The organism is Marinobacter gelidimuriae (genome assembly GCF_000372805.1).
Taxonomy (GTDB): domain Bacteria; phylum Pseudomonadota; class Gammaproteobacteria; order Pseudomonadales; family Oleiphilaceae; genus Marinobacter; species Marinobacter gelidimuriae.
This window is the reverse complement of record NZ_KB889851.1, coordinates 48,857-75,270: the sequence shown is the minus strand read 5'-3', so window position 1 is coordinate 75,270 and position 26,414 is coordinate 48,857. Positions and strand designations below refer to the sequence as shown.

General features: G+C 54.5%; 24 protein-coding genes and 1 pseudogene. 10 read left to right on the top strand and 15 right to left on the bottom strand.

The annotated features are described in order from the left end of the window. The first annotated feature begins 10 nt into the window (after window positions 1-10). The gene (locus A3OI_RS19260; protein ID WP_081622875.1) at window positions 11-643 is read left to right on the top strand and encodes an IS1595 family transposase; all 633 of its coding nucleotides are present in this window, start codon (window positions 11-13) and stop codon (window positions 641-643) included. A 34-nt stretch (window positions 644-677) separates the two neighbouring features. On the opposite strand, the pseudogene A3OI_RS19255 reads toward A3OI_RS19260, so the two are convergent. Next, window positions 678-1,582: pseudogene (locus A3OI_RS19255) on the bottom strand (IS1595 family transposase). A gap of 342 nt (window positions 1,583-1,924) precedes the next feature. Between A3OI_RS19255 and A3OI_RS0103625 the strand changes: the two are divergent. The 7 genes from A3OI_RS0103625 (at window position 1,925) to A3OI_RS0103595 (ending at window position 8,199) form a co-directional block, all read left to right on the top strand. Continuing rightward, entirely contained in the window at window positions 1,925-2,719 is a 795-nt protein-coding gene (locus A3OI_RS0103625) for a TIGR04255 family protein (RefSeq protein WP_018402977.1), read from the top strand. Next, window positions 2,716-3,321 (top strand): hypothetical protein, encoded by a 606-nt coding sequence (locus A3OI_RS0103620; RefSeq protein ID WP_018402976.1) that lies wholly within the window; start codon window positions 2,716-2,718, stop codon window positions 3,319-3,321. Before A3OI_RS0103625 ends, A3OI_RS0103620 begins: the two co-directional genes overlap by 4 nt. Continuing rightward, window positions 3,305-3,649, top strand: a complete 345-nt coding sequence (locus A3OI_RS0103615) for a hypothetical protein (RefSeq protein ID WP_018402975.1) — start codon at window positions 3,305-3,307, stop codon at window positions 3,647-3,649. Before A3OI_RS0103620 ends, A3OI_RS0103615 begins: the two co-directional genes overlap by 17 nt. Window positions 3,650-4,091: 442 nt before the next feature. After that, on the top strand, window positions 4,092-5,135 hold the full coding sequence (dusA, locus tag A3OI_RS0103610; protein WP_040474909.1) for a tRNA dihydrouridine(20/20a) synthase DusA: 1,044 nt from the start codon (window positions 4,092-4,094) through the stop codon (window positions 5,133-5,135). A gap of 118 nt (window positions 5,136-5,253) precedes the next feature. Then, window positions 5,254-6,222 (top strand): transaldolase, encoded by a 969-nt coding sequence (gene tal, locus A3OI_RS0103605; RefSeq protein WP_018402973.1) that lies wholly within the window; start codon window positions 5,254-5,256, stop codon window positions 6,220-6,222. A gap of 67 nt (window positions 6,223-6,289) precedes the next feature. Continuing rightward, window positions 6,290-7,405 (top strand): 3-deoxy-7-phosphoheptulonate synthase, encoded by a 1,116-nt coding sequence (locus A3OI_RS0103600; RefSeq protein ID WP_018402972.1) that lies wholly within the window; start codon window positions 6,290-6,292, stop codon window positions 7,403-7,405. Beyond that, a complete protein-coding gene (locus A3OI_RS0103595; protein WP_018402971.1) occupies window positions 7,402-8,199 on the top strand; it encodes a glycerophosphodiester phosphodiesterase in 798 nt (265 codons plus the stop codon). The genes A3OI_RS0103600 and A3OI_RS0103595 overlap by 4 nt, the downstream gene beginning before the upstream one ends. Before the next feature lie 5 nt (window positions 8,200-8,204). Here A3OI_RS0103595 and sthA read toward each other — a convergent pair whose 3' ends face one another. The 10 genes from sthA to A3OI_RS0103545 all read right to left on the bottom strand — a co-directional run bounded on the left by sthA (window position 8,205) and on the right by A3OI_RS0103545 (window position 18,724). Next, window positions 8,205-9,596 (bottom strand): Si-specific NAD(P)(+) transhydrogenase, encoded by a 1,392-nt coding sequence (gene sthA, locus A3OI_RS0103590; RefSeq protein WP_026223976.1) that lies wholly within the window; start codon window positions 9,594-9,596, stop codon window positions 8,205-8,207. A gap of 54 nt (window positions 9,597-9,650) precedes the next feature. After that, window positions 9,651-9,890: a (Na+)-NQR maturation NqrM gene (gene nqrM, locus A3OI_RS0103585; protein ID WP_018402969.1), complete on the bottom strand. Its 240-nt coding sequence runs from the start codon at window positions 9,888-9,890 to the stop codon at window positions 9,651-9,653. Window positions 9,891-9,902: 12 nt separating this feature from the next. Then, window positions 9,903-10,994 (bottom strand): FAD:protein FMN transferase, encoded by a 1,092-nt coding sequence (locus A3OI_RS0103580; protein ID WP_018402968.1) that lies wholly within the window; start codon window positions 10,992-10,994, stop codon window positions 9,903-9,905. A 10-nt stretch (window positions 10,995-11,004) separates the two neighbouring features. Further along, window positions 11,005-12,231 (bottom strand): NADH:ubiquinone reductase (Na(+)-transporting) subunit F, encoded by a 1,227-nt coding sequence (gene nqrF / locus A3OI_RS0103575; RefSeq protein WP_018402967.1) that lies wholly within the window; start codon window positions 12,229-12,231, stop codon window positions 11,005-11,007. Window positions 12,232-12,268: 37 nt separating this feature from the next. Then, entirely contained in the window at window positions 12,269-12,877 is a 609-nt protein-coding gene (gene nqrE / locus A3OI_RS0103570; RefSeq protein ID WP_007348651.1) for an NADH:ubiquinone reductase (Na(+)-transporting) subunit E, read from the bottom strand. Further along, window positions 12,877-13,542, bottom strand: coding sequence for an NADH:ubiquinone reductase (Na(+)-transporting) subunit D (locus tag A3OI_RS0103565; RefSeq protein WP_018402966.1), 666 nt, complete (start codon window positions 13,540-13,542; stop codon window positions 12,877-12,879). The genes nqrE and A3OI_RS0103565 overlap by 1 nt, the downstream gene beginning before the upstream one ends. Before the next feature lie 2 nt (window positions 13,543-13,544). Further along, entirely contained in the window at window positions 13,545-14,348 is an 804-nt protein-coding gene (locus tag A3OI_RS0103560; protein ID WP_018402965.1) for a Na(+)-translocating NADH-quinone reductase subunit C, read from the bottom strand. After that, complete coding sequence (locus A3OI_RS0103555) at window positions 14,341-15,549, bottom strand: NADH:ubiquinone reductase (Na(+)-transporting) subunit B (protein ID WP_018402964.1); 1,209 nt, start codon at window positions 15,547-15,549, stop codon at window positions 14,341-14,343. Before A3OI_RS0103555 ends, A3OI_RS0103560 begins: the two co-directional genes overlap by 8 nt. A 3-nt stretch (window positions 15,550-15,552) precedes the next feature. After that, entirely contained in the window at window positions 15,553-16,899 is a 1,347-nt protein-coding gene (locus A3OI_RS0103550; RefSeq protein ID WP_018402963.1) for a Na(+)-translocating NADH-quinone reductase subunit A, read from the bottom strand. A 355-nt stretch (window positions 16,900-17,254) separates the two neighbouring features. Continuing rightward, a complete protein-coding gene (locus A3OI_RS0103545) occupies window positions 17,255-18,724 on the bottom strand; it encodes a glyceraldehyde-3-phosphate dehydrogenase (RefSeq protein WP_018402962.1) in 1,470 nt (489 codons plus the stop codon). Between the two features lie 201 nt (window positions 18,725-18,925). Between A3OI_RS0103545 and mfd the strand changes: the two genes are divergently transcribed. Together mfd and A3OI_RS0103535 are read left to right on the top strand one after the other, a co-directional pair. Continuing rightward, window positions 18,926-22,435, top strand: a complete 3,510-nt coding sequence (gene mfd / locus A3OI_RS0103540) for a transcription-repair coupling factor (RefSeq protein WP_018402961.1) — start codon at window positions 18,926-18,928, stop codon at window positions 22,433-22,435. Continuing rightward, complete coding sequence (locus tag A3OI_RS0103535) at window positions 22,432-23,085, top strand: CsiV family protein (RefSeq protein WP_018402960.1); 654 nt, start codon at window positions 22,432-22,434, stop codon at window positions 23,083-23,085. The genes mfd and A3OI_RS0103535 overlap by 4 nt, the downstream gene beginning before the upstream one ends. A 22-nt stretch (window positions 23,086-23,107) precedes the next feature. On the opposite strand, the gene A3OI_RS0103530 is transcribed toward A3OI_RS0103535, so the two are convergent. The 4 genes from A3OI_RS0103530 to A3OI_RS0103515 all read right to left on the bottom strand — a co-directional run bounded on the left by A3OI_RS0103530 (window position 23,108) and on the right by A3OI_RS0103515 (window position 26,414). Continuing rightward, window positions 23,108-23,884 carry an S-methyl-5'-thioinosine phosphorylase gene (locus A3OI_RS0103530; protein ID WP_018402959.1) on the bottom strand — a complete coding sequence of 259 codons (777 nt, stop codon included), beginning with the start codon at window positions 23,882-23,884 and terminating at the stop codon, window positions 23,108-23,110. Further along, window positions 23,868-25,112 carry a mechanosensitive ion channel family protein gene (locus tag A3OI_RS0103525; protein WP_018402958.1) on the bottom strand — a complete coding sequence of 415 codons (1,245 nt, stop codon included), beginning with the start codon at window positions 25,110-25,112 and terminating at the stop codon, window positions 23,868-23,870. Before A3OI_RS0103525 ends, A3OI_RS0103530 begins: the two co-directional genes overlap by 17 nt. Window positions 25,113-25,191: 79 nt before the next feature. Next, window positions 25,192-25,692, bottom strand: coding sequence for a L,D-transpeptidase (locus tag A3OI_RS0103520; protein WP_018402957.1), 501 nt, complete (start codon window positions 25,690-25,692; stop codon window positions 25,192-25,194). Window positions 25,693-25,730: 38 nt separating this feature from the next. After that, window positions 25,731-26,414 carry a TetR/AcrR family transcriptional regulator gene (locus A3OI_RS0103515; protein WP_018402956.1) on the bottom strand — a complete coding sequence of 228 codons (684 nt, stop codon included), beginning with the start codon at window positions 26,412-26,414 and terminating at the stop codon, window positions 25,731-25,733.

Below are 26,414 nucleotides of genomic sequence, written 5' to 3'. Positions count from 1 at the left end.
CTCTGAAGCACTGCGTAAAGCAGCAGCGCGTTGCCACGTTCATCTGTCCACTTCTTTCCGCTGGCGCCATCGCTTCCTAAAACTGGCAGATTACCTTAATACACCTCTACTTACTGGCATCGTAGAAGCTGATCAAACAATGTTCCGCGAATCATTCAAAGGCAAACGCAAAATTGNTAAACGGCCTGTTCGCAAGCGAGGCAATGACAACAAGAAAGGAGTCACGTGGGTGCCCGTTCTGGTGGCTCGTGACCGCAGCGCTGGTGAGGCCGACTTTGTTCTCAAACACGTCACTCTGAAAAATGTAGAGCAGCATCTGCTCCCCCTGTTAAACCGAGATATCGTTCTCTGTACAGACGGTCATCTGACCTTTGAAACATTGACCCGTAAGCACCATCTTGAGCACAAGGTGCTCAACGCCAGTGCTGGTGAAAGAGTCAAAGCGTCAGTCTTCCACATTCAAGGGGTGAACAACTACCATCAACGACTCAAGGGCTGGATCCAGCGTTTTCACGGTGTCGCCACCCAATATCTTGGCTGGTTTCGATGGTTCGATCATAATCAATCAAAAATAAATCAACCAACTGATTTTATGGCGGATTTCATTATGACAGAAAGTTTTCAACACTTAGTGCGAACATAGCCTTAGCAGGGTCTGTACCGTGCTTATCCGGTTGTCACACCCACCCACTAGATGTAGTGGTGCGGGATTTCGCGGCGTAGAGCTCGGCATAGGTAGGCGCGGTGACGCCTCCGGCGATGCCGAGCCGTGAGCGGAATGCGTTGAACGGATAGAAGCGGCGGTTGAAGCGAAACGTGAACTCGTTGAGGTACGCCTGCAGATGCTGCGGGCTGACGCCATGGTGGATACCGCGCAGCCACGTTTTGAGGTTGGAGAATACGAGATGAATGATGGGCATGAACTCTTCGGCAACCTGCGGATTGCCCCGTTCCACGACGGACACGTGGTCATAGCCGTGCTTGGCGAGCCCGGCGTAACTGCTCCAGTCATCGGTGATGATTCTGGCGCCCGGCGCCACGACGCTTTCAATAAAACCGCAAAGCGAATCGGCGCTGCGGTCAGGTACCAAGGCAAGCCTGACGCGTCCGGCGTAGCGGCCACTTCTTCGCGGGTTGAGCTTGGCGCCGGGTTCCCGCCGATACGGTCCTGATCGGGGCGCACCATACCAACGCGGAGCTTATGAAGTATCTGGAAGGCGGTTTCGTAGCGCGACAAACCGAGTTGCCGCTGGAACTGGATGGCCGACAGGCCGGGCGTCTGGCTGGCGACCAGGTAAGCCGCCCAGAACCCTACCGAGAGCGGCGTATGCGTGCGCTCCATGACGGTGCCGGCGGTAAGGCTGGTGTCGCGGCGACAATGGCGGCAGCGAAGCACCCCAAGGCGCGTGGAAATGTACCGTGGCCCGTCAGCCACCCCGCAGTGCGGACAGATGAACCCAGTGCCCCATCGTGCGCGCTCAAGGTAGGCAGCACACGCCGCTTCATCCGGGAACAGGCGCTGAAACTCAGGAAGCGAGTGAGGGAACGGCAGATCGTCCCGCTCAAGTACGTCGATTGCCATGATCGGCCCACGTTCATGCAGATGCTCAAAATACTACCGGTAGTGGGCGGGTGTGACAACCGGATAAGCACGGACACAAGCTAGCCAGTCCGGATTGCTCAACAAAGCTATGGCCAATTCGCTTGCTGACTTCTTGTACGAAATGACTAGAAACCGAAGCCTGCCCGAACAAGGCAATGATTAACTCTGCCCAAGAATTAGCGCAAACGCTGAATGTCATTGCGGCAGCTTCAAAAAAGTAGAAAATAGTGTGGAACTACCGATAAATAGCACTAGACTCAATGACAGAACCAAACGTAATGTTTACACTGCGCAGCGTACTTTTCAGGCCAAAGGTTTGTGATGAAAGATGTTCAGCTCGAAAGAGCGGGCGCGAGCCACTCATTAGTTGATGCAACAATAATCATCGCTTTCGCGAATGATCTGGACGCCCAGCGCCTGGAAAAACTGCAATCGCTGCCCGAACACTTTAAAGAATCATTTACCAAATCCAGCGCAAACCAATCATTGAACGTGTCCGTTAGCGAAGGAAAAACAGAAAGCTCCACGGAATTCAGCGGGTGGACACTGGACCAAATCAGTACCAGCTCAGATCTGCTGGATTGGCAGCTTGTTGTAGATCAGAATCGAATTATTATTAAGTGCCTTGAATACCCAGGCTGGAGCAGCTTTCGGGATTCATCAGCCCTGTGGATATCCCAGCTGTCAGAATTTTTGGATCTTGCGAACTGGCCTGTTCAAGAAATCGGCGTTATGTTTACTGACCGCTTTTACTGGTCTCTTAACGATAAAGCCTATCGATTAGGAAAGTTCTTTAACGAGCACAGCAGATTTCTGCCAGAAAGCATCAAACAAGGCACCCCGCTCTGGCACTTGTTTCAAGGCTGGATTGAAGAATCAGACGGCCGCGAATACATACAGAATTTGAATTTATCGACTCAGTGGGAAGAAAAGAAACCCCACAAAACTGAAATACTGAATGTTATTCGTTGCGTAAAAAGCTCTAACGGTGAACTTTCAGGGCTTAATGGCGATACTGCCAAAGCCATCATGGAAAAAGCACACCACGACAATAAAAAAACGTTAAACGATCTGCTGACACCAGAAACTCTGGAGTTTATAGGGCTGAATTCATGACAACAGCAACTTATACATACAACCCCGCTCTTGGCTCGCCCGATCAAATCATGCAGGCGCAAATGCCCATATCGCAAACGCAAAACATTGAACGGTTTTACGAACCGGCCGATCTGGATATAGATGCCGAAAAGCTCTACCGTAGCACCCAGCTGAACCGATCAAGGTTTAGCGATCATATTCAAAGCAACACCCGCTTTGCTTCATCGCAAACCCGAGCGCTTTATAAATTAGGCTCCCGGAGCATTTTCGACTTTCAGGAAGCCAGAAGCATGGTTGCCGCTCTTAAGTCAGTAGCGACCGTAAACGACCCCAAAAAAGCCGCATTGTATCTTGCACAGAATAGCGATGTCGGCCAGCTAGCCTTACTGGCAGCAACCACAGCGCGCTATGCCGATAACGTAGAACGCGTTGTTGTAGAAATCGTAGAAGATCCCGAATCAGGGAATGAAAATCTGTTTGTTACGGCAGTAGTAGCCACCGAAGATTTTGACGTATGGGATGCAATTGACGAACACGTTCTCAGTAACGTGATGGAGCCAAGCGCATCAATCAATCTTGCCCGAGTTGTTTTTTCGATATCCCATGCAGAATCGCTTTGATGGTAACGGCTTCGTTAAAATTGCCAGCGAAATACTAAGCTGCGCCCAAGCTGACCCCGAAAGCGCTGCAAGAACCGCGGCCGGCAGATTTTACTACGGTGCGTTCCTGCGAGCTAGGGATGCCGCCAACATAACCGACACGTCTGGTGGTGTTCACGATTCTGTAATTCGAGCCTACGCCGCGAAAAACTCCACACTAAGCAACCGACTAAACGAGCTTCGAAAGCTTCGGAATGCAGCGGATTACCACATCAACACGCCTTTCCCCGCTATTCACGCACGCCGCTGCCAGACCCTTGCTAAGAAAATACTGGCTGCCCTGCCCTAGCAAAAATAGCCAACCAAACCGAATCTAAAGCCCCGCAGACCAACGCCTCCGGTTTTTTTGTGCCTGAAATTTCTCCCCGCACACCCCAACCTCAAATAAAAAGCACTATTTTGCTAATTTCATTCGCCATCATGGGCATTGCCACCGGCACGGTTAGCGCCCGTCACCTGCAGTTGCCGTTCTCTACGGCTTGCCCAATCCTTCGCCAAAGCCTTACGGTCAAATGTTAGACTTTCGCTATATACTATGCGGCCTTTCCGCTTTATGCGGATGGCAGCGCGATACGATTTCGTTCCATCGGCCCGGGTTCTTGCAGTAATAGCGGCCACGGTGCTCCATGCTCCATTCGTGCGGTGCTCCAAACCAGTTTCTGGAGCAATTCTGGAGCACACATACTACGAAAATGGCATAAAACAGGCAATAAATGGTTAATATTAGTGACATGAAAGCACCACAGAATCAGACCGCAGGCCACGTGAACACAGGCGTAGAGCCTTCTCGGCGGTTTTCGGTCGCGCCAATGATGGATTGGACTACGCCGCATTATCGTTACATGGCGCGCCAGCTCAGCAAGCACGCACTGCTGTACACCGAGATGGTCACTACCGGCGCTTTGATTCACGGCGATACCGAACGTTTTTTGCGCCACAACGTGGCAGAATATCCGCTGGCGTTGCAGTTAGGTGGCAGCAATGCAGACGAACTGGCGCACTGTGCGAACCTGGCGCAGCAGTTCGGGTTTAGCGAGGTGAATCTGAATGTGGGCTGCCCCAGTGACAAGGTGCAGAACAATATGATTGGCGCCTGCCTGATGGGCCATCCGGATATTGTGGCTGAAGGCTTTAAGGCGATGCAGGCGGCTACGGACATTCCGGTAACGGTGAAACACCGCATTGGTATTAATGGCCGCGAATCCTGGGATGAGCTGTGCAGGTTTATTGAGACGGTGGCAGCTGCGGGCTGTAAAACCTTTATCGTTCACGCCCGTATCGCGGTACTGGAAGGGCTAAGCCCGAAAGAAAACCGCGATGTGCCGCCGCTGAAATACGATTGGGTGTATCGCTTGAAGGCCAAGTATCCGCAGCTGGAAATCATCATCAACGGTGGCATAAAAACCGTGGATGAATGCCACCAGCATCTGGCCCATACCGATGGCGTTATGCTGGGCCGCGAGGCGTACCATAACCCGTGGATTCTGACGCATGTAGACAGCGAATTTTTCGGGGAGCCGGAAAAGGCTGTTAGCCGCCATGAAGCTCTGGAAGCCATGTACCCGTTTATTGAACAAGAGCTGGCGCGCGGTGTGTATCTGGGCCATATTTCGAGGCACATGTTGGGATTGTTCCACGGGGTTCCGGGTGGGCGCCAATTCCGCCGCTACATCAGCGAAAATGCCCACAAACCGGGCGCCGGGCTGGAGGTTTTGCGCACAGCCCTGGCCAAGGTTCCACAAACCGAAGTCACCACCGTATTTACCGAAGCGTAATGCCATTTAATGGCTGAATAACCTTTGGTTGTCTTGTTCGGCCCGCGGTGGCCCGTTATTGTAGTGAACCGTAATCTTTCTTTACCAACGTAACCGACGTAGCAGGACATCAGCGCGAATGAGCAACAAGCTTGAGCAACTGAAAACCATGACCACCGTCGTGGCTGACACCGGCGATCTGGATGCCATTGCCGCCTGGCGCCCGCAAGATGCCACCACCAACCCGTCACTTCTGCTCAAGGCCGTTGAGTCTGACGCTTACCAGCCGATGGTCGACAAGGCCATTGCCGCGGCAAAACGCCAGGCCGGCGCAAGTTCGGGCCGGCCTGGTCTGGCTACCGATATTCTGGCGGTATTGGCTGGCGGCGAAATTCTGAAGCTGATTCCCGGCGTGATGTCTACCGAGGTAGACGCCCGCCTGTCGTTTGACACCATCGGCACACTGTCGCGCGCACGGCGGATGGTAGAGCTTTATGACCAACAGGGTATTGATACCCAGCGCGTGCTGATCAAGATTGCCGCCACTTGGGAAGGCATCAAAGCCGCCGAGCAGCTGGAAAAAGAAGGCATTCACTGCAACCTTACTCTGCTGTTCTCGTTCGCCCAGGCCGCTGCCTGTGCACAGGCCGGGGTCTCGCTGATTTCACCGTTTGTTGGCCGTATTATGGACTGGCATCTGGCAGACAGCGGTCGCGACAGTTTTCCAGCCAGTGAAGACCCGGGCGTGCTGTCGGTGGCGCGTATCTACAATTACTACAAAACCAACGATTTCAACACCGCGGTGATGGGCGCCAGTTTCCGCAACATCGGGCAAATTGAAATGTTGGCCGGCTGTGACCGGCTGACCATAAGCCCGGCGCTGATGCAGGCGCTCCAGAACGAAACGGGTTTACTTGAATGCAAGCTCAGCCCGGAAGGTGCCCGCTCTAAAGACAAGCGCAGCCACATGGATGAAAAGCAGTTCCGCTGGAATTCAAACAACGATGCCATGGCGACCGAAAAGCTGGCAGACGGCATTCGGCTCTTCGCGGCCGACCAGCTGAAACTGGAAGCGCGGATACGCCAACGGGCTGAAGCCATAGGCTGAGCTCTAAACTCTTAAAGACGAGCCCGGCACCGTGCGGAAGCTGCGCAATAAACTTTGAGGACACACCATGCTAGCCATTCTTCATCCTGACACACCGATGGACAGCGACGCTTATCGCACCACGTTGAATTTTCTGGAAAATTTACCCGGCGTTTCAGTACACGTTCACGAAATTCAAGGTGCCACACAGCGGTTAACCGAAGTGTATTTGCTGGGCAACACCAAGGGCCTTAACAAAGAAGACATTGAAGCGCTGTCGGCGGTCGAGCGGGCTATCCGCATTTCAGAAGATTACCGAATTCTGGGACGCCATAAAGACGACAACCGTCAAAACGGCTTTATCTACAACGGCGTGGAATTCAACCAGTCCAACCTGAATATTTTTGCCGGCCTGTGTGCGGTGGATGTGCCCGAACACGTCGAGCAAATGATGCAGGCGCTGGAACAGCACGGCGAAGTGTGTACCCGTATGGGTGCGTACAAGCCACGCACCAACCCCTATTCGTTTCAGGGCCACGGCAAGGGCTGCTTGCCCTGGGTGTTTGAAAAAGCCGGCAAGCACGGCATTAAGGTGGTGGCCATGGAAATTACCCATGAAAGCCACATTGAAGAGATCGACAACTGCCTGGAAAAGCTGGGGCGCCCTACCGGTGTCATGCTGCAAATTGGCACCCGCAACACCCAGAACTTTGAGCTTCTGAAGGCCATTGGTCGCCAGAGCACCTACCCGGCGCTGCTCAAGCGTGGTTTTGGCATTACCCTGAACGAGTCTTTGAATGCGGCGGAATACTTGGCGTCGGAAGGCAATGCCAACGTGATCTTTTGCCTGCGCGGCATGAAAACCGAAGCGGGCCAGCCCCACCGCAACATGGTGGATTTTGCCCATGTTCCCACCGTGAAGCGCCTGACCCGCATGCCGGTGTGTATTGACCCGTCCCACTCTGTGGGCAGCCGTGACCGCGCGCCGGATGGCATTCTGGAGGTGATGCACGCCACCGCACAGGGTGTTGTAGCGGGCGCCAACATGGTGCTGGTAGATTTGGAAAAGGCTCTGGTAGACGGCCCTCAAGCGCTGCTGATGAACGAATTGCCGGCGTACCTGGAAGACATCCGCCTGTGTCACGACACCTGGAAAAAACGCCAGGCAATTTATAAGACTGTCAAGGATTCAATGGCCAAATGATTGTATACGGACACCGCGGTGCCAAAGGTGAGGCTCCGGAAAACACCCTGGAAGGCTTTGTGCATGCCCACCGCCAGGGCATACGCCACTTTGAGCTGGATCTGGTGCTGTCGAAAGACGGCATTCCAGTGTTGGTACACGATTTAACGGTAAATCGTACAACCACGTTTAAAGGTAACGTCAGCGAATACACTCTAGCAGAGCTGACCGGTATGGACGCCCGCCGCAACGTCAGTACCTGGCCGAGCCCGGTAGGCATTCCCAGCCTGGATGAGTTGCTGGACCGGTTTGACGATCTTGAACACTTGCAGCTGGAAGTAAAAAGCGATAAATCCCCGCGCATGAATGTGCTCAGCAACCGGCTAACGGAAATCATTCAGGCACGACGACTTTATGACAAAGTGGCCGTGACTTCGTCTGATGTTCATTTTTTGAAGGAAATTCGCCGGCGTGATCGCAATATTCGATTGGGGTTGGTGGCAGAACGCAAATTTCCGCGGCCAATGACCATTGCCAGCCGTCTGGAAGTGGAATACTTGTGCATCAACTGGAAGTTGCTCAGCAAGGAGCTGGTGGAGCATGCCCACCGCAAGGGTATGCACGTATCGGCGTGGACGGTAAACCGCATTTTCGACATGCTGGAGCTGGAAAAAATGGGGGTAGACAGCATTATTACCGACTACCCGACCAGCACCATAACCTACTTCGACAATCGCACCCGTCACCAATCAGCTCTGCCCGACAACAGCGATGTCACTGCACCGGGCAAACAGCAGGCCATAGGCACTCACTGAAACCGCTAGAAAATCCGGTTTAATCCGTTCAGCGCGGCTACCCGATAGGCTTCGGCCATAGTCGGGTAGTTGAACGTGGTGTTGATGAAGTAGTTCAGCGAGTTTGCTTCGCCTTTCTGGTTCATGATGGCCTGACCGATGTGAATAATCTCTGCAGCTTGGTCACCAAAGCAGTGAATACCCAAAATTTCACGGGTTTCACGGTGGAACAGAATTTTCAGCATGCCCACCGCTTCACCGGTAATCTGTGCCCGCGCCAAGTCCTTGAAGAACGCTTGGCCCAGTTCGTAGGGCACTTTTGCCTCGGTCAGTTCGCGCTCGGTTTTACCCACCGAACTGATTTCCGGAATGGTATAAATGCCGGTAGGCACGTCTGACACAAAGCGGAAGTAATCGTCTTGGACAATGTCAGAGGAGGCAGACCGGCCCTGGTCATAAGCGGCACTGGCCAGGCTGGGCCAGCCAATAACATCGCCGACGGCATAGATGTTCTCTACCTCGGTGCGGTAATGGTCGTCTACCGCCAGTTGGCCGCGGCCATTGGCCTGCAAACCAATTTTTTCCAACGCCAGTTTGTCAGTGTTACCGGTGCGACCGTTACACCACAGGAACGCGTCCGCCCGAATTTTCTTACCGGATTTAAGAGACAACACCACGCCGTGGTCGTCGCCGTCTACGGATTCGTATTCTTCATTGTGCCGCAGCAGAACGCCATTGTTGCGCAGGTGATAACTCAGGGCGTCGGAAATATCGTCGTCCAGGAAAGTCAGCAAGCGGCTGCCCGGGTTGATTAAATCCACTTTTACGCCAAGCCCGGCGAAGATAGAGGCGTACTCCGAACCAATCACCCCTGCCCCATAAATAATCAAGGTGCGCGGCGTGTGAGACAGGCTCAGAACGGTGTCTGAGTTGTAAATACGGTGATGACGGAAGTTCACATCTGGCGGCAAATAGGGGCGCGAGCCCGAAGCAATAATCGCTTGCTTGAAGTGCAGGATTTCCACGCCTTTGCTGCCGCGTACTTCCAGCTCGTTTTTATCAACAAACGAGGCGCTGCCGTTGACCAGATCAATACGGTTGCGGGAATAGCATTGGGTGCGCTGTTTAACCTGCGTGCCAATCACTTTTTGAGCATTCTGCAAAACACGCGGAAACGAGAACCAGCGCGGCTCGCCGATATCGCGGAACATTTGGTTGGTGTTGAAGGTGATGATCTGCTTGACCGAGTGGCGCAGGGCTTTCGAAGGAATGGTACCCCAGTGGGTACAGTTGCCGCCTACGGTGTTTTTGTCTTCAACAATGGCTACGCGCTTGCCGTTTTTCGTTGCGTTCATCGCAGCACCTTCGCCGGACGGTCCGGCGCCGATAACCACTACGTCGTAATGATGCTCTGGCATACCCGCCATAACTCCTTATCTGGGTCGCAAATTGACGTTATTGTCTGTTTTCACTCAGCTTTTAGGGCGAGTGGCATCGTAGCCCAGACCGCTATCTGCTTCGCCATCAAGGCGCTCGCTGTTTTCTTCACATTTCTGGGTGTTGCCGCCGCATATATCGCAAGAAGAACTGATGCCTAGCGCGCCAATGCCACCACAGGTACCGCTGATCGGTTTGCGGCCAAAAATAACGCCCACCGACATGCCCGCTACCAGCAGAATCACAATAAAAAACACCAGAATAAAAGTACCCATGCTGTTCTCCCTCTACTGGGTTATAAAAGATGAAAATGCCGGTGTGTAGTGGGTTTCAAACCCCGCCTCACCGCGCACTATAAAATAAGCCGGTATGTTCTGGCGGACAGCCAACGCCATGGCATCCTCGAACCCCATCACAGTAAAGCCGGTGGCCAGGGCGTCAGCGCGCATACAGTTTTCCGCAATCACGGTGACCGACGCCAGGTTGTGGGTAATCGGTTTACCGGTTTTTGGGTCCAGTGTATGGGAATAACGCTGTCCGTTAAATTCGTAATAGTTACGATAGTCGCCGGAAGTAGCCAGGGCACGATCATTCCGGACACTGTCCACAGCTAAGGCTCCGTCCACCACTCCACCCAACGCGACGATGCGATTCACCTGCCCTGCGGCATCTCCGGGTGTTTCGATGGCCAAGCGCCAGGCCGAACCATCGGGTTTGCGCCCTCCAACACTGACTTCGCCGCCGATTTCGACCAGATAACCGCTAATGCCTTCTGCGGCTAAATAGCGGGCGACTTCGTCAACGCCAAAGCCTTTGGCAATGGCACTCAAATCCAGATACTGCGCTTCACTGGTACGTATGCCCGGGGGCTGGTCGCGCAGCTCGATTTTTTTATGACCGGTGCGCTCCAATATTCTGGCTACCGTGGCCTCGTCTGGCACTTTGTCTGGCCGCGCATCCGGGCCAAAACCCCACAGATTGACCACAGGGCCTATGGTGATATCAAAGGCGCCGTCAGTGAGCGCTGACACCGTTTCCGCTTCCAGCAGCACGGTGTACAAGGGTGCTGACAACGCGGTCCAATCGGACTGGTCTGGCAGCGCGTTAAAGCGTGACAGTTCGGAATCCTCGCGCCAGGTAGACATAGCAGCATCTACGCCGTCCAGAGCCTGCTCAATGCCGCCGGCAAGCTGTTGAAGCCGAACCTGGTCGTCTTCCATCACCACACTGATGTGGTAACGGGTGCCAAAGATCGGCCCGGAGATTTCCCAGATCTGTTGTTCCGGCTTAAACGAACAACCCGCCAAGGCCGCCACAACCAGTGCAAAAAACACACTGATCATAACCGCCCGGGCGGGTTTAACCACACTGAATAGCATCGGGATTTTACTAGCCTCCGAAGTCATCCAGCATGATGTTTTCATCTTCTACGCCCAGATCTTTCAGCATCTTGATAACCGATGCGTTCATGATGGGCGGCCCGCATGTGTAAAACTCGCAGTCTTCCGGTGCCGGGTGATCTTTCAGGTAGTTTTCAAACAACACATTGTGGATAAATCCGGTGTCACCATTCCAGTCGTCGTTTGGCTGGGGGTCAGACAAAGCCACGTGCCACTCAAAGTTATCGTTTTCTTTGGCCAGGCCGTCAAAGTCTTCGACGTAGAACATTTCCCGTACGCTACGTGCGCCATACCAGAAGCTGATCTTGCGCTTGGAGTTCAGACGTTTGAGCTGGTCAAAGATGAGGGAACGCATGGGCGCCATACCGGCACCGCCACCCACAAACACCATTTCCGCATCGGTTTTCTTGGCGAAGAACTCACCAAACGGACCCATTACTGTCATCTTATCGCCGAGTTTCAAATCAAACACGTAGCTCGACATAATGCCCGGGTTATGACTGGTACCCGGAGGCGGTGTAGCAATACGGATATTAAACTTCAGTATGCCCTTCTCTTCCGGGTAGTTGGCCATGGAGTAAGCACGGATCGTGTCCTCCTTGTTGATGGCCTTGTAGCGCCAGATATCGTGCTTGTCCCAATCTTCACGGAACTCTTCTTCAATCGCAAATTCCTTGAAGTCGATTTCGTACGCCGGGCACTCCAACTGCACGTAACCACCAGCACGGAAGGCGACTTCTTCGCCCTCTGGCAACTTCAGAATCAATTCTTTGATGAAGGTGGCCTGGTTGTGGTTGCTCACCACATCGCATTCCCACTTCTTAACACCGAAGAACTCTTCCGGCACTTCAATTTTCATGTCCTGTTTTACCGGAACCTGGCACGACAGGCGCCAGCCTTCTTTTTCTTCGCGGTTGGTAAAATGGGTCTTTTCGGTGGGCAGCATAGCGCCGCCGCCGTCGAAAACCTTACATTTGCATTGGGCGCAGGTGCCGCCGCCGCCACAAGCAGACGACAGAAAAATACCGCTGCCGGCCAATGTATTCAGCAACTTTCCACCGGCTTCGGTTTTCACCGTGTGCTCGGGGTCGTCGTTAATTTCAATGGTCACATCACCGGTACTGACCAGCTGGGAACGGGCCGCAAGAATAATCGCAACCAGCGCCAAAACAATCACAGTGAACATGACTACGCCGAGAATAATTTCTGTATTCATGATCTCGCCCTTTCGTTTATCCGAATCACCGGGTGAATTACAGGGAAATGCCGGAGAAAGACATAAAGCCCAATGACATCAAACCCACGGTAATAAAGGTTATGCCCAAGCCCCGCAGGCCTTCCGGTACGTCGCTGTACTTGAGTTTTTCCCGAATGCCGGCCAAAGCCACAATCGCCAGTGCCCAGCCTACGCCGGCGCCGAAACCGTACACCACACTCTCACCGAAGGTGTAGTCGCGCTCTACCATGAACAGGGCCGCACCCAAAATGGCGCAGTTTACGGTAATAAGCGGTAGAAACACCCCAAGTGCGGCGTATAGCGCCGGTATGTACTTGTCCAGAACCATTTCCATGATCTGCACAATCGCAGCGATTACACCAATGTACGTAATCAATCCCAAAAAGCTCAGGTCTGTATTGGGCAATCCGGCCCAAGACAACGCGCCTTCACGCAGGATGTTGTTGTAGATCAGGTTGTTCACCGGCACGGTGAGGGTTAGAACCACCACAACGGCAATACCCAGACCGGTTGCGGCTTCAATTTTCTTGGAGATCGCCAGGAAGGTACACATACCCAAGAAGAAGGCCAAAGCCATGTTTTCAACGAAAATAGCCTTAATCAGCAGACTGATGTAGTGTTCCATCAGAAGGCCTCCTTATGGGTGTGGCGGGACATTTTGAAGTCTGCCTCTTCCACTTGCTCGGGTTTCCAGGCGCGCAGGGCCCAGATTGCCAAGCCAATAATAAAGAACGCGCTCGGCGGCAACAGCAGCAGCCCGTTGGGGACGTACCAACCGCCCTGACTTACTGGTGTCATCAAGGTAACGCCAAACAGCGCACCTGCGCCCAGCAGCTCACGGAAGAAGGCGACAAACAGCAGCATCACCGAATAGCCCATACCGTTACCGATGCCGTCGAGGAAACTCAGCCAGGGGCCGTTCTTCATGGCGAAACCTTCGGCACGGCCCATAACGATGCAGTTGGTGATGATCAGACCAACGAATACCGACAGCTGCTTGGATACTTCATAGGCGTAGGCCTTCAGAAACTGATCCACCACGATTACCAGAGAAGCGATGATGGTCATTTGGGCGATGATACGAATACTGTTCGGAATCTGTGCCCGCACCAGCGATACCGCCAGGTTGGAAAAAGCGGTTACCGCAATAACGGAAAGACACATAACGATGGTGACGTTCATGCTGGTGGTTACCGCCAGCGCTGAACAGATACCCAGAATCTGCAATCCAATCGGGTTGTTACTGAAAATCGGTTCAAACAGAACTTGTTTCGCGGTCATTTCGGACATGATCAGACCTCCCCTTCACGAAGTTTCTTGAGGAACGCCGCATAGCCACGATCACCCATCCAATAATTCACCAGATGCTCTACACCGCGACTGGTCAAGGTGGCACCGGAAAGCGCGTCCACTTTGTGTTGCTTGTTCGCGGTATTGGCATCAACACCGCCTTTTACCAGGCGGATCTGCGGCTCGGTTTTGTTTTCGTCGTAAAGCTGCTTACCCACCCACTGGGACTTCCAGCGCGGGTTATCCACCTCACCACCCAGACCCGGCGTTTCCGCGTGGGCGTAAAAGCCCAAGCCTTCGATGGTGTTCAAGTCGCCCTCAAGGGATACGAAGCCATACAGCGTGGACCACAAACCATAGCCGTGAACCGGCAGCACAACGCGCTTCACCTGATCGCCTTCGCGCAGCAGATACACCTTGGCTACGTTAGGACGACGCTTGATGCCCGCCAGATCTTCCTTGGGAGGAATGTTGGTGGACATATCCGGGTCAGACGCGGCTTTGTACATATCGTACTTCATCGGGTCTTGCACATTGACCGATTCAGGCTCAACAAAGGCGCCAGAATCCAAATCTACCAGGCGAACATCAAAGCGGGTGAAGATATCTTCGATCTGCTCGGCACTGGCGGCTTCCGGTAACATGCCCGAGGCCGCCAGAATATTGGTTTTGATGTCCAGGTTCTGGTTTTTGATCTGTGCCGGGCGCAGTAATACTGCGGCGGTCGACACGATAACTGAAAACACGATACTCAGTACCAGAGCGACCATTAACGTTCTGGAGACTGTTTCTTTAGCTTTAGCCACGAGCGAGCCTCCGTTTAACATTGGCCTGAACAACGTAGTGGTCCATCAGCGGGGCAAACAGGTTAGCGAACAGGATCGCCAGCATGATGCCTTCGGGGAAGGCCGGGTTTACGACACGTATCAGAATGGTCATCACGCCCACCAGAATGCCGAAGCACCAGCGGCCGGTGTGGGTCATGGCAGACGATACCGGGTCCGTCGCCATAAACATCATGCCGAAGGCAAAACCACCCATTACCAGGTGCCAGTGCGCCGGCACGGCAAACATGGGATTCGTTTCTGACCCCACCACATTCATTAGCAACGAGGTGGCAATCATGCCTAGCAACACACCCCCAACAATACGATAAGAGGCTATTTTCATGATCAGCAGCACGGCGCCACCGGCCAGCACAGCCAGGGTCGAGGTTTCACCCATGGAACCCTGAATGGTGCCCATGAATGCGTTCGCCCAACCAATCTGGCTTTCCAGAGCTTCAACACCGCCGCTGGCAGCCCAGCTCAGGGATGTCGCACCACTAAAACCGTCGACCGCTGTCCATACCGTGTCACCGGAAATCTGCGCCGGGTAGGCGAAGTACAGGAAAGCACGACCGGTCAGCGCCGGGTTGAGGAAGTTTTTGCCGGTTCCGCCAAACACTTCTTTGCCGATCACGATACCGAAAGTAATGCCCAAAGCCACTTGCCACAAAGGCACGGTAGGCGGGCAAATCAGCGCAAACAAAATCGAGGTTACGAAAAAGCCTTCGTTGATTTCATGGCGACGCACGGTGGCAAACATCACTTCCCAGAACCCGCCGACAACAAAGGTCACCGCGTAGATGGGAATAAAGTAGGCCATACCGTAGATGAAATTATCCAGCAGGCCAGCACCCGCGCCGGTTACCGCCAGGGCGTTTATAAACGCGGTGCGCAAACCGCCGTCTCCGATCAAAGCCTCCGGATTGGTCGCCAGGTAGCTGTTGGCCTGAAAACCGATGTTCCACATACCGAAGAACATGGCCGGAAAGGTGCACAGCCACACCGTGATCATAATGCGTTTCAGGTCAATGCCATCACGCACATGAGAGGTGGATTTGGTGACCGAACCGGGCGAGTAGAAAATGGTGTCTACCGCTTCGTAGAGCGCGTACCAACGCTCGTGACGACCACCTTTTTCAAAATGATGCTCGATTCCGTCGAGAAACTGTCGGATAGACATAACTTAGCCCTCGATCTCGATGCGGGTCAGGTTCTCTCGGAGAATTGGCCCGTATTCATATTTACCCGGACACACGAAGGTGCACAGAGCCAGATCTTCTTCATCCAGTTCCAGCGCGCCCAGTTTCTGGGCCATTTCCGTATCACCGATGATTAACGCCCGCAACAGCTGGGTTGGCAATATGTCCAACGGCATGACGCGCTCGTAAGCGCCCACTGGAACCATCGCTCGCTCGCTGCCGTTGGTGCTGGTATTGAAGTTGAATCGTTTGCCACCGGTCAGTTTTGACAGGTAGATGTTCAGTGTCGAGAATTTATTCACGCCCGGCGACAGGTAGGCCATGAAGTGCCGGCTATTGCCTTCAGCCAGCACCGAAACCTGATTGGCGAAACGCCCTAAATAGGCGCAGGCGCCTTCGGCCCGTCGGCCGCCAAACACTGAGCCCGATATCGGACGCAGTTCGCAGTCGGTTTCGGTTTCGCCATCCAACAATTCAACCATACTGGCCCCTAAACGTGTACGAACCAAGCGAGGCTTCAGAGCTTTCGGCCCACCAATTGCGACAACACGCTCAATCGGAAGTTCACCGGTGACGAACAGCTTGCCGATATCAATCACGTCCTGATAATTCACAGACCACACAGTTTTGCTGAGCGATACCGGGTCCAGGTGATGAATATGGGTGCCTACGTTACCGGCCGGGTGAACGCCGTCACACTGATTGACTTCAATGGCATCAGACTTGGGCACTGCGACGTTTGAGCCCGGCTTACCTGTTACAAACACCTTGCCGGCGGTCAGCTTGGCAATAATGCTCAGGCCGTTTTCAAAGGCCTTGCTGTTTTCGGCAATGATGATGGTAGGGTCTGCGGCCAGCGGGTTGGTATCCATCACCGACACGAAGATTGAATGAGGCGCGGAGTCAATAGCCGGCACTTTGCTGTACGGACGCGTTACCAGCGTCGCCCACAACCCGGATTCGACCAGGTTATCAACAACCTGCTGGCGCTCCAGGCCCGCAATATCGGCTTCGCTGTAACGCGCGAAGGTTTCCGCCTCGTTGCCATCAATTTCGATGACAATCGACTGGAAAACCCGACGGTCACCCCGGTTGATTTCTTTCACCACGCCCGCTGCCGGTGAGGTGTAACGAACGCCCTCGGTCTTCTTATCCGTAAACAGCAGCGTGCCGCGTTTAACGCGATCCCCTTCCTTCACAACCATCGTCGGCTTCATGCCGTTGTAGTCAAAGCCGACAAGTGCCACGTGGCGAATCGGTTTGCCGTCGGTGATGGTCTGTTCGGGGACGCCGCTGATGGGAAGATCCAGGCCTTTTGTGATCTTTATCATTAGCCTCATCCAATCATCAGAAACTGTTCGATGTATTTACCACGCCAGACGCATTACCTCGAACTCCCTGCACATACCTCACCGGTTTGGTGTTGAGTGGCTTGCCGTAAGGCGGTTGGCGTTACGCTAGCACAGACCGGTGGCAGAGGAAGGATAAGAAGCGGGCGTCAGACATAACCAAAATCGGGCTTATTATAGAGAGTCGGGGCCGGCATTTCCACCGCAAACACCCACCAGTTTGTTGCTCCAAGTAAAGAGGGTGTGTTTACACCGCGCCAGAAAAACCCCATCAGCAAAAACTGAAGGGGCTTTTATTCGCTCATCAGGCAATTATCTCAGAGCCAGAACGACCGACTCAGCCGCGGACGCGCTTGGGGAAAATCGGATAGTTGATGCCGGCCATCTGGCTAACAACCCTTATAACCTGCGCGCTGTAGCCGAATTCGTTGTCATACCAAACGTACAAAATCAGGCGTTTGCCGGCAGCAATCGTTGCTTGGGCATCCACAATACCGGCGTGGCGCGAGCCAACAAAATCGGTCGATACCACTTCTGTAGAGTTTACATAGTCAATCTGCTTTTGCAGTTCGGAGTGCAGCGCTATGTCACGCAGGTATTCGTTAACGCTTTCTACATCCACGTCTGTTTTCAGATTCAGGTTCAGAATCGCCATGGAAACGTTAGGCGTGGGCACACGAATGGCGTTACCCGTTAGCTTACCCTTCAATTCCGGCAGCGCTTTCGACACGGCCTTAGCGGCGCCTGTCTCGGTAATGACCATATTCAGCGGCGCACTGCGGCCACGGCGACTGCCTTTGTGGTAGTTGTCGATCAGGTTCTGGTCGTTGGTGTAAGAGTGCACCGTTTCTACGTGGCCATCTTCAATGCCGTATTCGTCGTAGATAGCCTTCAGCACCGGGGTAATGGCGTTGGTGGTGCACGAGGCGGCCGACAGAATTTTGTCGTCGTCGGTAATCCAGTCGTTATTGATGCCGTAAACAATATTCTTGATGTCACCTTTGCCCGGCGCGGTCAGCATCACGCGGCTGACGCCTTTGGATTTCAGGTGCAGACCCAGGCCTTCTTCATCGCGCCACATGCCTGTGTTGTCGATCACGATGGCATTATTGATGCCGTACTGGGTGTAGTCCACCTGGTCTGGCCCGGCGGAGTAAATCACTTTGATGAAGTTGCCATTGGCAATCAGCGCGGAGTTTTCCGCGTCAACCCGGATGGTGCCGTTAAAGGGGCCGTGAACGGAGTCGCGGCGCAGCAGGCTGGCACGCTTCTCCAGATCGTTTTCGGCACCGCCATGGCGCACAACAATGGCCCGCAGACGCAGGTTGTTACCGCCGCCGGCTTTTTCAATCAGAATACGGGCCAGCAAGCGGCCGATACGGCCAAAACCGTAAAGCACTATGTCTTTGGTGTCGTTTTGGGCATCTTCTTCCGATTGGGAAGCGTACAAACCCGCGATGGATCCGATTTCCTGGGTAAGAAACTCGTTCAAATCACCACCAATAGCACGGAATTTAACCGCCAGTTTACCGATATCTACGTGGCCACGCCCCAGCTCCATAGCGTCCATCGCCTGAAGAATGGGCAGAGTGTCGTGTACCGACAGCTCGCTGTCTTCAACTTGACGCACATAGCGGTGGGCGCGAATGATATCAATCACTGACTGGTTGATCACCGAGCGGCCGTAAACCGACGTGACAACATTGTTGCGGCGGTACAGGCGTCCAATTAGCGGGATCATGGCTTCGGCGGTAGATTCGCGCTCTGTCCAGTTCGACAGGTGCTGGTGGATCTGTTCGTGGCTCACGGTTTAGGACCTCTGGATAGAAACGTTTTGGGCATGCAAAGTAGACATAGAAAAAATCGAATGAGGCATTATCCAATTTAACGCCGCCTACGGCAAATCCAACGCCCGTTTTTACATCCACTCGACCCCCCATGCACTGCAGCGGTAGAATGGCCAGCCTATTTACCGGCTCTCGAATTCGAAAAAGGCACATTTTCCAACATGACCAGCACTACCCTGCTTGCCCCGGAATTCCCAAAAAAGCCCGCCGATCATCGTGTCTGGGGTCAGCTTCATGGCAGCAGTGACGCTCTGGCAGTTTGTGAAAGCGCGCGCAGCCATCAGGGGTTAACCCTGGTGATCACCCGCAGCACCGCCGATGCCATCCGCCTGGAACAGGCAATGCGATTTTTTCTGGGCCTGCCAGCGGAAGAAGACGGCCCGGCCATAAGCGCCGATGGCCTGGAATTGCTGTCGCTGCCAGACTGGGAAACCCTGCCTTACGACCAATTTTCACCCCATCAGGATATTATTTCCCGCCGCATTCGCACCCTGCACCGCCTGCCCTCTACCGCACACGGCGTGCTTGTGGTGCCCGCGCGTACCCTGATGCACCGGTTACCGCCGGTAAATTATCTTCAGGGCAACACCCTGCTATTAAAAGTTGGCCAGTCGCTGGACATCAACAGCTGGCGCTTGCAGCTCGAAGCGGCCGGCTACCGCTACGCCGACAACGTGTACGAGCACGGTGAGTACGCGGTGCGCGGCGCCATTCTGGATATTTTTCCCATGGGCGCCAGCCAGCCCTACCGCATTGATTTGTTCGACAACGAAATTGAAACCCTGCGCACCTTTGACCCGGACACCCAGCGCTCGGTTGATCGCATCCAGCAGGTGGAACTGCTGCCGGCGTTTGAATTCCCTTGGGATAAACAAGCCCGTTCGGCGTTTCGCGGGCGCTGGTTCGAGCAATTCCCCAGCGCAGACAAAAGCGCGCCTGTGTATCAGGACGTCAGTCAGGGCATCACTTCACCGGGCATCGAATATTACTTGCCACTGTTTTTTGATGCCACCGCCACGCTTTTTGATTACCTGCCGGCCAGTACCCGGGTGTTCACCGCCGACGGTCTGAACGAATCGGTGCAGCAGTTCGACAGCGAAACCCGTAACCGTTATGAAGACCGGCGCCACGACCGCGTGCGGCCAATCATGCCGCCGGCCCAGCTGTTTTTGCAGCAGGACGAGCTGTTCGGGCTGCTCAAGCAGTTTCCACGGGTAACCACACGCACAGCCACCGATGACGGCAACGGCAGCGTGAACTGCGCCGCCCGCGAACTGCCAGACATAGCCATGGACGGGCGCGCAGCAGACCCTGCCGGGCGCTTGAAACGGTTCATCAGCGAATTCAACGGCCGTATTCTAATTTGTGCCGAATCGTCTGGCCGGCGCGAAGCGCTGATCGACAATCTGGCCCAACAATCCCTGCAACTTCAGGCGCTGGACGGCTGGCAAAGTTTTCTGGATAGCCCGAAATGCAGCTTGGGCATTACCATCGCGCCTATGGAGCAGGGCTTGGTGCTGCCAGACCGGCCACTGGCGCTGATCACCGAAACGGCTCTCTTCGGTGATCGGGTGCTGCAGCGCAGGCGCCGGGAAAAGCCCACTGAGCTGAACGACGACGGCTACCGCGACCTTTCGGAACTGCGTATCGGCTCGCCGGTGGTGCATATTGACCACGGTGTGGGCCGCTATCAGGGTTTGGAAACCATCACCGTGGAAGGAGAAGCCAGCGAATTTCTGATGCTGGGATACGCTGGCAGCTCCAAGCTGTATATTCCTGTGTCTAGCCTGCATCTGATTTCACGTTACGCCGGCAGCGACACCGAACACGCGCCGCTGCACAAGCTGGGCACCGATCGCTGGAACAACGCTAAAAAGAAAGCTCTGGAAAAAATCCGCGATACCGCCGCTGAGCTTTTAGACGTGTATGCCCGCCGCGAAGCCCGCAAAGGCTTCAGCTTTGATAACCCGCAGGAAGCCTATCGCACCTTTGCCGCGGGTTTCCCGTTCGAGGAAACACCGGATCAAGAAGTGGCTATTATGGCGGTGCTGGAAGACATGACCAGTGAACGCCCGATGGATCGTTTGGTTTGCGGCGATGTGGGCTTTGGCAAAACCGAAGTGGCCATGCGCGCCGCATTTGTAGCGACCTGGTCTGGCAAACAGGTGGCGGTACTGGTGCCCACGACGTTGCTGGCGCAGCAACATTATGAATCTTTCCGCGACCGCTTTTCGGATACCGCCGTTAATATAGAGCTGCTCAGCCGCTTTCGCAGCGGCAGCCAGACCAATAAAGCGCTGGAGGCCATGGAAAACGGCAAAGCCGATATTGTTATTGGCACCCACAAACTGCTGCAAGGCGACATTCGGTTCAAGAATCTGGGGTTGGTGATTATTGATGAAGAACATCGCTTCGGGGTGCAACAGAAAGAAAAATTAAAGGCGCTGCGGGCCGAAGTCGACATGCTCAACCTGACCGCCACACCCATTCCCCGCACCTTGAATATGGCCATGGGCCACCTGCGTGACCTGTCCATCATTGCAACACCACCGGCGCGGCGGCTGTCGGTAAAAACCTTTGTGCGCCAGCGCGACGAACCCATGGTAAAAGAAGCGATTCTGCGGGAAATCCTGCGTGGCGGTCAGGTCTATTTTCTGCACAATAATGTCACCACCATTGAAAAAACCGCAGCAGATCTGCGCCGACTGATTCCCGAAGCCCGCGTTGGCGTGGCCCACGGCCAGATGCGCGAGCGCGATCTTGAACAGATCATGACGGACTTTTACCACAAGCGCTTCAACGTACTGGTGTGTACCACCATCATTGAAACCGGCATAGACGTGCCCACCGCCAACACCATTATTATCGAGCGCGCAGACAAATTCGGCCTGGCCCAGTTACACCAGTTGCGAGGCCGGGTGGGCCGCTCCCACCATCAGGCCTACGCCTACCTGCTAACGCCGCCACCGAAAGCCATTAACTCCGATGCAAAAAAGCGCCTGGAGGCCATTTCTGAAGCCCAGGATTTGGGCGCCGGCTTTATGCTGGCCACCCAAGACCTCGAAATCCGCGGCGCCGGCGAACTGCTGGGCGAGGAACAGAGCGGGCAAATTGAAAGCATTGGCTTTACCCTGTACATGCAACTGCTGGACGAAGCGGTAAAGGCCATTCGCGAAGATCGTACACCCAACGCCGAGCTGCCATTGAGCCACTGCACCGAAATGAATTTGCGCATTCCGGCGCTGATTCCGGACGATTATCTGCCAGACGTTCATAACCGGCTGATGCTGTATAAACGCATCGCCAGCGTTTCCAATGATGAACAATTAAAAGAACTTCAGGTAGAAATGATTGACCGCTTTGGATTGCTGCCGCAACCGGCCAAAAATCTGATGCGCCAGGCGGCGCTGCGCATGCGCGCCGAGGCCCTGGGCGTAATCAAAGTAGACGCTGGCAAGGAATGGGCGCGACTGGAATTTGGCAACAGCACCAGCGTAGACCCGCTGGCGCTAATTAAGAAAGTGCAATCCGACCCCGGCGAGTATCGCCTGGAAGGCGCCAACAGTTTCCGTTTTCGGCTGAACGACACTTCAACCGGTGGTAAACTTGATGGCATTGCCGCTATGCTCGATGAACTGGCACCGGCCAAATCCTCAGGCCGGCCACGATGACTGTTGGAGAAACTGACTTGCGTAAACACCCGGGTTCACCCTTTACGATGGCCGTGCTGGTTCTTTTGATGTTGGTAGTTGGAGCGCCCCTGGCCCAAGCCAGCGACCGCTATCGCGCGGAATTCGTTATTCTGGAACGCATTATTGCGCCTGAAAATCTGGTCGAGAATATGAGCGGGCAAACGGTCACCCCCACGCCGGTTATTAACAAGGCGCTTTGGGTAACACCTGAGGGCGGTGGACCGCGCAGCTCATTGGACCAGGCCAGCGGCCTGTATCTGGACAGCGCCGCCGCACGGCTGACCAACAGCGGCCGTTTCCGCATTCTGGCCAAAGCCGGATGGCTCGAAGATTTTCCGCAGAACTACGGTGGCGAACGCCTGGCGGTGGCCGTTGGCGACTGGTTGCCTCAGGCAAGGCAGCGTGACGTGGAAGGTTATATAAAAATCGATCGCAAGCGCTTTTTGCATGTGGAAGCGCACCTGAACCACTGGCAAGATGCCGCCTCAGCGGCGCAGCCCGGCGCTCAGGCCGAACCGCAGCTACTGACCTGGATCCGTGAAACCCGCCGCATGCGCAGCAGCGAAATCCATTTTCTGGATTCCCCCACCATCGGCGTGCTGATCTATTTCGCAAAAATTGAGGATTGAGCCGCTAGCCCCCAGACACGGCTCAGGCTCTCGCCTGCAGGGTTCCAAACCCAGCAACAGAAGCCTGTAGCAGGGTTTTCACGGCAATCATGCCGTCATCAAGCGCGCGCTGAATATCCGCCATGGTGATCGCCGTGTCGGACTTGCCTGCGGCATAATTGACCACCAGGCATAAACTGACGTACTGCATCCCCAGCTCTGCAGCCAGAGCTGCTTCCGGCATGCCTGTCATACCCGCCAGATCACAGCCATCACGCTCCATACAGCGGATTTCTGCGGCGGTTTCAAGGCGCGGCCCCTGGGTGGCACCGTAAACCCCGTGACTGGAAAAGATCAATCCCAGACGCTGCGCTTGCTCAATCAAAATCGCCCGCGCCGGCTCGCTGTAAGGCCAGGTGAAATCAATGTGAGTGACCTTATCCAGCTCGCCCTCAAAAAACGTACCTTTGCGGCCCCAAGTATAATCAATCAGTTGGTCCGGTATGGCAATGTGGGCCGGGCCCATATCCGGGTGTATGCCGCCCACAGCGTTAACGCCCACCAACGTGCGCACGCCGGCATCAAAAAGCGCCTGAATATTGGCGCGGTAATTAATCTGATGAGGCGGTATGCGGTGCGGGTTACCGTGACGGGCCAGAAACAGCACACGCTGCTGGCCCAACAGGCCACTGGTAAGCACTGAAGAAGGCGTACCCCAAGCGCTGGCCATGTTCCGCTCGCCGGTTATCTGTAAACCTTCGAGGGCCGTCAGGCCCGTGCCACCGATGATGCCAACGGGTTGTTCAACAAGGTTTTGCACGATAACTCTCCACAGAATTCTCCTGGCTGGCGGTTTGTTCGCGGTCGTCGCGCAGAGAGCACTCACCGGCCTCGTTACCGGCATCGTCGCGACCCTGGTTACGATCGAACGCGTGCTCCAAATGCTTTAGCTTAACGCTATCAGCCACGTGCAGCGTCTGGGTCGGGAACGCCACTTCGGCCCCATGGCCAACAATGATGTCGCTGATTTTCAGCAGCACGTCCTGCTTCACTTCGTGATACCTCACCCACTCGCGGGTTTTTGTGAAGGTGTACACCATGATATCCAGCGTGGAATGGCTGAACGCCAGAAAATTCACAATCAGAGTTTGGCTGGTTTCAATCTCTTTGTGATTGTTCAGCATCGCGCGAATGTCACTAACAATGTCTTGTATGCGACCTATATCGTCATAGCGCACGCCAATCGTTTCACTGATTCTGCGGTGAGACATACGTGACGGGTTTTCTACCGCAATGGTGGTAAACGTAGCGTTGGGTACGTAAAGCGGGCGTTTGTCAAACGTACGGATGGTGCACATACGCCAGCCGATCTGCTCTACCGTGCCCTCAATATTGCGATCTGGCGAGCGTATCCAATCGCCTACCTTGAACGGGCGGTCGAGGTGAATAATAAAACCGCCAAAAAAGTTGGCCAGCAGGTCTTTAGCGGCAAAACCGATGGCAATACCACCCACACCACCGAACGCCAGTACACCGGAAATACTAAAGCCCAGGGCTTGTAAGGCAATCAGAACCGCGGTAATAATCACCACCAACCGCGACAGCTTACTGATGGCATTGACGGTGGTGTAATCCATCGGTTTTTTCATTTTAGCCGGCGACACTAACACCTGCTCAATCTGCTTGATCAGGCCCAACACAGCCCAGCTCACCACCCAGATGAAGCCAATTTCAAGCAAGGCATCGTTGGCGGTAAACACATCCGCCTCGGAATAGTAGTAGGCCACTTCCGCCGCCCAGTAAACGCCCTGCAACCAGATAAAAAACACCAGAGGCAAACGTATGGCGTGCAGTATGGCGTCGTCCCAGATATTGCGGGTTTTAATAAACTTGCGTTCCATGGCGGCAATCACGCGGCTGGCAATGTAGGCCACCGTTGCGGTACCAAATACCAGACCAAACACAATAAGACCCACGCGCCAGCCCGAAGACAGCAGTTCGAAGTGCTTCATCCAGCCATTAAAGGCCACTATGCCTTCCTCAATCATGGAATCTCTCTTATGCAAAACGAAGAATGCGCCTGGCAGCTCTGCCGGTGCTCCGTACTAACAGGTTAAAATCGACGTACTAAAAAATGAATACCGGCATCCCTGGCTGTAATCGGGCAAACAGTGCCACCAGGTCAGCGTTACGCATGCGCACACAACCGTGTGACAACGGAGTGCCCATCGGTTCGGTATCAGGAGTGCCGTGAATGTATATGAAGCGGCGAAAAGTATCGACCCCGGGGCCGCGATTCACACCCCACTGCTGGCCGCACAGCCACACAATTCGAGACAGAATAAAGTCACGCTCGGGGTGGGCCATGGCCAGTTCAGGGCTGTAGATTTCGCCAGTCGGGCGGCGGCCACGGAATACGCTGTTCAGCGGTTGCCCGGCGCCAATCATGGCGCGAATATAATGTTGGCCCCGTGGCGTGCAACCGCTGCCATCGAGTTCGCCGGCACCGTTACGCGCTGTGGACACCGAGTAATCACCCACGCACATAGAACCGACGTCAAACAGTTGCAGACGCTGGCGGGCAATATCAATAAGCAGATGGCTGACAGCAGAATCGCCGATAACCACAATAGGCTCCGTTCGGGCTCAGTAGCGACACTGGCTGATCACAACACAGCCAGTGATTTTTGGTCGCAGGGCATAGGCGTCAGCATTGGGTCTTTCGCCTGCATGCCGGCCGCCAAAAACGGCACCAGCCGCGCGGCAATTTCTTGCACGCTGGTCTCCACGCCCATCTTGTTGGCCAGAATATCACGTAAAGCTTCGTTACTGGACATAGTGAAAGCGGTGGCACCAAGCATAAACTGAATGCGCCAGTAGCGATCGACCGCCGAAAGCTCTGGCGTGGCTTCTTTCAACAAACCCATGAAGCGGCTGAAGGGTTCGCTGTATTCCTGCTCCAGAAATTTTCGCAAGTGCCCTTGCGACTGGGTATAAGCCAGGCCAAGAAGTCGCATGAAGATCGCAATGCCGCGCTCACTACGCTGTGGCATTCGTACCGCGCTGTCGGTCAGGGCCCGCAGGGTCTGGTTTAGCGTTGGCGCTTTGCCATCACAACTTTTTTCCAGATCGTCAAACGCAGCTTGGGCGGTGGCTGAAAAAGGCGTTAAAAAGCGGGCAAAAACGGCTTGTATCAGGGATTTTTTGGAGCCAAAATGATAATTCACGGCGGCAAGATTCACTTTCGCCCGGCTGGTAATCATCCGCAGCGATGTTTCAGCAAATCCGCGATCGGCGAACAATTCTTCCGCTGCGTCCAGAATGCGATCTACAGTATCTGATTGCGCCAT